The sequence below is a fragment of the Dyella subtropica genome, assembly GCF_026283965.1.
Classification (GTDB): domain Bacteria; phylum Pseudomonadota; class Gammaproteobacteria; order Xanthomonadales; family Rhodanobacteraceae; genus Dyella_D; species Dyella_D subtropica.
The window spans coordinates 1-7,946 of the sequence record NZ_JAPDPD010000039.1 but is presented as its reverse complement, the minus strand read 5'-3'; the positions used below and the strand labels follow the sequence as shown (position 1 = coordinate 7,946).

The window sequence follows — 7,946 nt, the reverse complement described above, 5'->3', positions numbered from 1 at the left end:
TCGCTTGCATGCGCAAGCTATTAACCGTGCTCAACGCCATGGTTCGCGACAACGCCTCGTGGCATCTGGAACATGCGACATCCGCTTGACTGCCAACACAGTTGCTCACCTCAATCCTCTCCCCGAAAGGGAGAGGAGGCAAAAGCGCTACACCTGCGCCGCCAACCCATAACGATCCATCCGCCGATACAGCGCCTGCCGCGACAACCCAAGCGCCTGCGCCGCGCGACTCACCACACCATCCGCTTTGTCCAGGGCAGCCTCCACCGCCTCACGGCTCGGCTCATCCAGATTGCGCGTCACACCCAACGGCGACTGCGGCAAATTGAGCTGCTCTGGCGTAACGCGACCATCGCCCGCGAGCAATGCCGCACGCTCAATGGCGTTCTTCAGCTCACGCACATTGCCGGGCCAGGCATACGAGAGCAGCGCCTCGCGCGCCGCTTCGCCCAGGACGGCGCGGCCGTCGAGGAAGTACTCGGCCAGCGGCAGGATGTCGTCGCTGCGTTCCGCCAGCGGCGGCAGATTCACCTCGATCACATTGAGGCGGTAGTAGAGATCTTCGCGGAATGTGCCGGCGCGGATCATCGCCTTCAAATCCGCGTTGGTCGCGCTGAGCACACGCACTTTCACGTGCCGCGAGCGACCGGAACCCAACCGTTCGAACTGCCCGGTTTCCAGTACGCGCAACAACTTCACCTGCCCCGACAACGGCAGGTTGCCGATTTCGTCCAGGAACAGCGTGCCGCCATCGGCCAGCTCAAAGCGTCCTTCGCGTGCCTTGTTGGCGCCGGTGTATGCGCCAGCTTCGGCACCGAACAGCTCGGCTTCGATCAGCTCGCCGGGCAGCGCGCCGCAATTCACCGCAATGAAAGCCCCACGCTTGACTGCCGAATTGGCATGCACGATGGCCGCGATGCGTTCCTTGCCGGCACCGTTGGGGCCGGTGATCAGCACCGGCACATCCGAGCGCGCCACCTGGCAAGCCAGCTCCAGCGTGCGCGCCATGGCTTCAGAAGCAAATACGAGACTGTCCAGGTCATAGCGACGCTGCAAGTCCTCGCGTCGCTTGCGACGCTCGTAACGTGCGCGCGCCACTTCGCGGGTGGATTCCGACAGCTCCAGCAGGTTCTCCACCGTCGCCAGCAGCTTGGCGTCGTCCCATGGCTTGGCGAGATAGTCCGCCGCGCCCGCCTTGACCAACTCCACGGCGGTTTCCAGGTGCGTCCATGCGGTGAGCAGGATCACCGGCAGATCCGTATGGCGCTGGCGGATGGCGCGAAACAACGCCACGCCCTCTTCGCCCGAGGTGGTGTCGGCGGTGAAGTTCATGTCCTGAATCACCACGTCGATGCGCTCGCGTTCGAGCAGGTCCAGGCCCTGCTCCGGCGTGAGTGCGGTCAACGGGCGGATCTCGTGCAGGGAAAGCGCCAGCGACAGCGCCTCCCCCACGGCCGGGTTGTCGTCGATGATCAGGACGGTGCGCATAGGGCTCTTAGGCATGCAGGAATGGATGCATCCTGCCGGCAAAACGTTGCTATGACCATCGACCTATTCATTGAGCTGCCAGGGGGCGCGCCGATGCCTTGCCGGCCTTCGCCTCGGCGATCCAGGCGTCGATACGCGCCTCCAGCACGTCCAGCGGCAGCGCGCCGCCGCCGAGAATCTCATCGTGGAACGCGCGGATGTCGAAGCGGTCGCCCAACGCCTTCTTCGCCCGCTCGCGCAGCTCGAGAAGCTTCAGCTGGCCCATCTTGTAAGCCAGCGCCTGGCCCGGCCAGGTGACGTAGCGGTCGGTTTCCGCCTGCAGGTCCGGTTCGTCCTGGCTGGAATGGGCGTGGAAGAAGTCCACCATCTGCTGCCGCGTCCAATGCTTGTAGTGCACGCCGGTGTCGAGCACCAGACGATCGGCGCGCAGCAATTCTTCAGACAGACGGCCGTAGTCGGAGATCGGGTCCTTGAAGAAGCCGATGTCCTTACCGAGACGCTCCGCATACAGCGCCCAGCCCTCGATATAGGCGGTGTAACCAGCCTGCTGACGGAACGGCGGCAACGCCGGCAGCGTCTGCGCAATCGAAATCTGCATGTGATGGCCGGGAATCGCCTCGTGGTACGCGGTCGATTCGATGGCCGGCGTGGTGCGGTTGGCGAAGTCGCTGGTATTGACGAACACCTGGCCCGGCCGCGAGCCATCCGGCGTGCCCTGGTGGTACTCGGCACCGGGGGCTTCCTTCTCGCGGTATGCCTCGACCGGCAACACTTCGACCTTGGTTTTCGGCAACAGGCCAAACAGCTTCGGCAGCTCCGGCTGCATCTGCGCGATGAAGCCGCGATAGCGATTGAGGATGTCCTCACGCGAGGTCGGGTGCACTTTCGGATCGGTCTTCAGCGCTGCGCGGAAGCTGGCGAGATCCTTGTAGCCCTGCGCCTTGGCGATGACAGTCATCTCCGCCTCGATGCGCTTCACCTCCGAGAGACCGAGCTCATGGATGTGCTGCGGGCTTTCCTTGGTCGTCGTCATCTGCTCGACGTCGTAACGATAGATCGCGTCGCCATTCGGCAACTGCCACACGCCGGGCTGGGTGCGGCCATGCGGCGCGTAATCCTTCGCCACGAACTCGCCCAACTTTTTGTAGGCTGGGCGCACGTCGTTATCGATCGCCGCGACGATCGCGTCGTGCAGCCGCTTGCGGTCCGCCTGCGACACCGTGTCGGGGAAATGCTTCAACGGCTCGGCGAATGCGCTGTCCTCACCGGCCGGCTTGGCGATGCTGTCGATCTGCGTCACCACTTTTTCAAGCAGATAACGCGGCGGCATCAGGCCGTCTTTCATACCCTGCCGCGCCACGGCAGTAGTCTGCTCCAGCACCTGCGGAATCGAACGCAACCGGGCAAGGTAGTCGTCGTATTGCTTGGTGGTATCGAACGGGATCGAGCTGACGTAACCCGGCAGTTGCAGCTGTATGCCGTTCATCTGGTCCAGCGGCATCTCATACAACTTGAGGTCGTAGCCGCGCAGGCTGTCCTTGAGCTGGCGCACCATCAGTTGCTGGTTGAGCTTGTCCTCGCCGGAGAAGCCGGTGGTGTCGATCGCCTCGAAACGCTTGAGGAAGCCTTCGGTCACCTTGCGCTCCGCCATGGCGTGCGCCAGCGAGGCATCGCTCCAGCGGTCGTTGTAACGCAAGTCACCAAGGACGGTCGCGAACTCCGGCGAACTCTCCAGATTGTGCTGCCATTGCTCGGCGAGCAGCGCATTGAGCGCCTTGACCCGACTTGCCACATCCGTCTGCGTCGCTTGAGTTGCCGGCGCCGCTTGCACGTGGGCGGCGAGGGTCGCCGAACCCAAAAGGCTGACGCAGATGAGCCAAGGCAAAGTCTTCATCAAATAGATCCTTCGAGGGTGGAGGTCAGGATTGTGCCGGTAAGGGAGCGGATCATCCCATGCCGGATAGCATGGGTCCCGCCCTTCCATCTCAATGGTCGCGTGCGACCTCGGCTGGCGCCACATCCCCTGCCCTTTCAGCCAACGGAAGCGCATCGGTGACCAGGTGCACCAGGAAGCGGCCCGGCTGTTCCTGCATGACCATGTGTGCCGAGTCGGCAAACAGCACCAGGCGCTTTGACGGTGCCTCGATATGCTCGAACCACTGCTCCGCGAGTTCATGCGATGTCGTGTAGTCGTGCTGACCGGTCAACAGGATCACGGGGCAGCCGAAGCGGGTCACATGATCGAAATCGACCGCAGTCAAGGGGCCCAGCAGGTGCTTCAACGTGAACAGGCTGCCTTTGCCGACCGCATCGAGATCGCCCTTGCTGTAGTCCGGCGAGAGCGTTTCGGCATCGGAATCAAAGCGGTAGTCAGTGCGCCCAAAGGCGAGGCCGCCGTAATACATCTCCCACTTGCTGCGCACGCCGATGCGGTCGATGGTCGGCGGCGTCAGGCCCGGGTAGGGTGCGATGGCCTGCAGCTCCTTGCTGGCTGCGCTATTGCCGCGGGCCTTGGCTTCGTCCATGGCAAAGCGATACCCCAGCTCTTCATTCCTGATGACGTTGACGACCTGGCCTACGCCGATATACGCGTAGAACCAATCCGGATGCCGCTGGGCAAGGCGTACCCCCAATACCGTGCCCCACGAATGCCCCATGAGAAAGACTTTGCGTTTGTCGTACTGCTTGCGCAGGTATTCGACGACCTCCGCGGCATCGTCCGTCATGCCATCGATGGTCATCCCAGGCGCCATCTGCTGCTCGGTATTGGATGCATAGGTCTTGCCTGCGCCGCGCTGATCCCACTGCACCACCGTGAAGTAGTCCTCCCAGGGCGACTGGTAGGTATAGGCAATCGGCATGCTCGTGGAAGCGGGGCCACCATGCAGCACCAACAGGATCGGGTTGCGCCGATCCTTGCCGCGAATCGACAGCCACTGATCGATGCCGCCAATGCGAACCTTCACCAACTCTTCGACGCCTTGAGGCGAAACGATCTTTCGCGTGTTCGCAATGATGCGGGCCACCTCATCGCGCGACAGGGAGGAAGATGCATCCTTCGCCGATGTCGATGCTGGCGCATCGGACGCCAGCGCCGACTGTGCCAGGCAGAGAACCGCCGTACTCATGCCGAGCACGGCCATCGACAAAAGAGAGGCGATAGAACGGTGTGTGGTCATCAGAAACACCCTTATGACAGACGCCCTTGTGAGAGACGCGAGGATATGCCGAAGCCAGCACGCCCCCATCGGCGTGCATGGCATAGAAAAACCATCAGGCGCAGCGGTTACACCGACCGGGTCGCCACCACTGGCGGCACGGCCGCCGCGCGCAGCGCCGGCCCCAGCACAGCGAGTTGCCCAAGCAGCCACAGCATCAGGGCGCCTATCGGCAGATAGAACAACGGCAGGCGCGGCAGCTCATAGAATTTCATCAGCGCCAGGTTCAGCGCGAACGCCATCGCCATACCCAGCGCAATGCCGCCGCTGACGATCAGGAAGTTCTCGGTTTGGAAGTAACTGAGAATGTCACCCCGCGTGGCCCCCATCGCCCGGCGTATGCCGATCTGCTTGCGCCGCTGCTGCACCCAGAAGCTGGCCAAGCCGACAATGCCCATGGCGGTCACCAGCAACAGCGCAAAGATCACGCCCAGCAGCATGCCGGTCATCGCACGATCTTGCCGGAAGTTGGTTTCGCGCAGATCGCTCACGCTCCGACTGTTCACTGTGTCGAGCACCGCGTCCGGGGCAATGGCGACCACAGCAGCGCGGGCATCGCGCAGCACACGATTCAGCTCTGCCGGATCGGCGCGCAGCAAATATCTTCCGGCGAGGTACTTGCCTGGTTGTACTGGCGCGAAGACCGACCATTCCTCCTTACCCGCGCCCCAGCCCCAGGCTTCCGGCCTTATCAGATGTTCCAGCACGCCCATCACCCGGAAGTGATCCGAACCGGTCAAGAACTCTCGACCCAGCGGGTTCTCTCCTGGCCATAAGTGCTCCGCCAGTGCGCGCGTTACAAGCACCTGCGCGCCATGCGGAAGAACGTTGGTCAGCGGCTGATAGTCCTCTTGCTGCGGCATGCGTCCCGCCACCAACTTCACACCGAGCGCCTCCAGGCTGCCCTGACCGCCCATATAAATGTGCACAACGCCCCCACTCCCCGGCTTGGCCGGGTCCAGGGTGATGCCCATCGTGATCGCATGCTCGCTGAAGGGCACGGCGTTGATCACGCTCACCGACTGGACCCCGGGTATGGCGCGCAACCCGGCCACGACACGGGCATTGAGGTCGACAGCAGCGTCATCCGCAAAGCCCGCCATCCTGATCAGCGCCAACGAGGCTTCGTCGACGCCGCTGACGATATGTATCTGCTGCAACCGCCCTGCGATAAGAAAACAGGCATTGCACAGCACCGCGCAGGCCAGTGCTATTTCCATACCAATCAACAAAACCGCCAGCCGATGCCGCCGAAGCGCCGCAAAAATGGGTTGGATCTGCATCGTCTCGCTCCCTAGAGTGTTTTCAGCTGCAAACCGGGGGCAACCCGACTCGCGCGTAGCGCCGGCAACAAGCCGGCCAACAGGCTGGCTCCCACGGCCAGCACGAAGGTGACGGCAAACATGGTGCCGTCCAGATGAGCGAGGTCGGCGTAAGCAGCGGGCTGTTGGCGCACGGACCACAAGCCGGCCAGGGTCAGCAACAAGCCGCCCAAACCACCGAGCAGGCCTATGAATCCGGCCTCGACCAGGCACTGCGCGAAGATCGCTCTACGCGTCGCGCCAAGTGCCCTGCGTACACCGATCTCACCCGAGCGACGCAGAAACTTGGCCAGCAACAGCCCGACCGTGTTGAACAGGCAGATCGCGAGGAAGGCGAAAGCCAGCCAGGTCTGCAAGCGCACGTCGCTGGGCACGACACGGTTGTAGTCGAGCCAACCCATCAGGTCGCGCAAACGCGTGTTGTCGGCTCGTGCCAACCGGCCCAGCGCTTTTTGTTGAGCAGCGTAGTCGGCGAGGAATTGCTTGTAGCTGCTTACCTTGGCGGGAGAATTCAGCTGCGCCCAAAGCCGGACCCACGCGCAATCGGTATTCACCAAATGCCCTGGGGTTCTCGGAAGTTCCCAGCAGGTGAATTGCTCGAAGTTGCCGTCATTCACCTCCAGGCCGGTAGTGAACGGCATGAAGACGTCCTCCGGTTTGCTGTAAAAGCCTTCCGTCTGCCCGTTCGCAAAACTGCCGGCGGCTACGGTGTAGAACTGCGGCGAGGGCCGCCATGGCTTCAATACACCAACGATGCGCACGTCACTGTCGCGAACGCGCAACGTACGACCTACGCTGTTGGCGCCCCCGAACCATTTGTTGTTGAGATCGGCCGAGATCACCGCCACGCGAGAGCGACGCTCATCATCCTGCGGCTGCCAGCCGCCGCCGTATTGGAACGGCACATCGAACATCGGAAAGAAATCCGATGTAGTGGACAGCATCGTGAGCATCAGCGGCGGCAGGTTGACCCCCGATGCACGCAGCTTGACCTCACTATCGGCAACTAGCGCCTGCCGGTCTGCACGATGCGCATTCCACAAATCCGTCGCCGACTGATAATCCATCACATCGGTCGGTTCCTTGTGCTTGGTGGGCTCGGGACTGGGATCGACCTGCACGTAGAACAACGTAGAACTCTTGCCAGGCATGGGGTCGCCCGACAACAGACGCGTCACCGTCAACGTGGTCATGCTGGCACCGATACCGACAGCCATGGCCAGCACCATCAGCGCGGTGAGCATCTTGTTGCGCCTAAGACTTCGCAGCGCCAGGTCTAGGTAATAACCAAACATGCCTCACTCCATCGAAAGAAAGATTCACCGGTAGGAGCGCACCCTGTGCGCTACCGCCCTACATGCACCGAAAAGCATCGCGCACAGAGCCTGCCCCGGACTCGATCCGGGGGTGCGCTCCTACAGGGGTCACCAGACGTCATATAGACCGCGTCGCCGGCGTGCTTCGCAGACACCTAATCAGAATCAACCGGCGCTTGCGGTTGGGCTTGACCTCAACCACCCGGTCTAGAGCAGAGGTATCGCGAATCATTGAACGCTCCCTGGCCACGAACGGTGTGGCCCCTGGCTCAATCAGCAAACCGCGTGCCAAACCCGAGCATGGGATGAGGCGCTTTCAATTCAACGAGTTGTCGTTACGACCCGCGAGCCGAGGGTTGTCCGCGGACAGCGGGACGGACAGGCGGACAAGTGTCCGTTCGCTCAACTGTCGCTTGCTCTCCCCACGGCCTGAATCGCGTCGAATCTCAGTTACGCATGCGGTTAGCTCCCTCCCTTGCTTGCGACGCAAAGCTAGTCCCGTGGGACAGGGGGAGGGTTGGGGAGGGGTAAGCCCTTGAGAAAGCGTTTCGGGAGAGGTTTTCGCAAGTGTTCACCCCCTCCCAGCCTCCCCCTGTCCCACG

The 7,946-nt window shown here is 62.4% G+C and carries 5 protein-coding genes; all 5 read right to left on the bottom strand.

The genetic code is table 11. From position 1 onward, the window contains the following. Positions 1–147: 147 nt before the first annotated feature. Positions 148–1,488 (bottom strand): sigma-54-dependent transcriptional regulator, encoded by a 1,341-nt coding sequence (locus OUZ45_RS20675; RefSeq protein WP_266172226.1) that lies wholly within the window; start codon positions 1,486–1,488, stop codon positions 148–150. 67 nt (positions 1,489–1,555) lie between these two features. Continuing rightward, the gene (locus tag OUZ45_RS20670; protein WP_266172225.1) at positions 1,556–3,382 is read right to left on the bottom strand and encodes a DUF885 domain-containing protein; all 1,827 of its coding nucleotides are present in this window, start codon (positions 3,380–3,382) and stop codon (positions 1,556–1,558) included. A 91-nt stretch (positions 3,383–3,473) separates the two neighbouring features. After that, positions 3,474–4,667, bottom strand: a complete 1,194-nt coding sequence (locus OUZ45_RS20665; RefSeq protein ID WP_266172224.1) for an alpha/beta fold hydrolase — start codon at positions 4,665–4,667, stop codon at positions 3,474–3,476. A gap of 107 nt (positions 4,668–4,774) precedes the next feature. Continuing rightward, positions 4,775–5,989 carry an ABC transporter permease gene (locus OUZ45_RS20660; RefSeq protein ID WP_266172223.1) on the bottom strand — a complete coding sequence of 405 codons (1,215 nt, stop codon included), beginning with the start codon at positions 5,987–5,989 and terminating at the stop codon, positions 4,775–4,777. An 11-nt stretch (positions 5,990–6,000) separates the two neighbouring features. Continuing rightward, positions 6,001–7,323 carry an ABC transporter permease gene (locus tag OUZ45_RS20655; protein WP_266172222.1) on the bottom strand — a complete coding sequence of 441 codons (1,323 nt, stop codon included), beginning with the start codon at positions 7,321–7,323 and terminating at the stop codon, positions 6,001–6,003. Between the last annotated feature and the right edge of the window lie 623 nt (positions 7,324–7,946).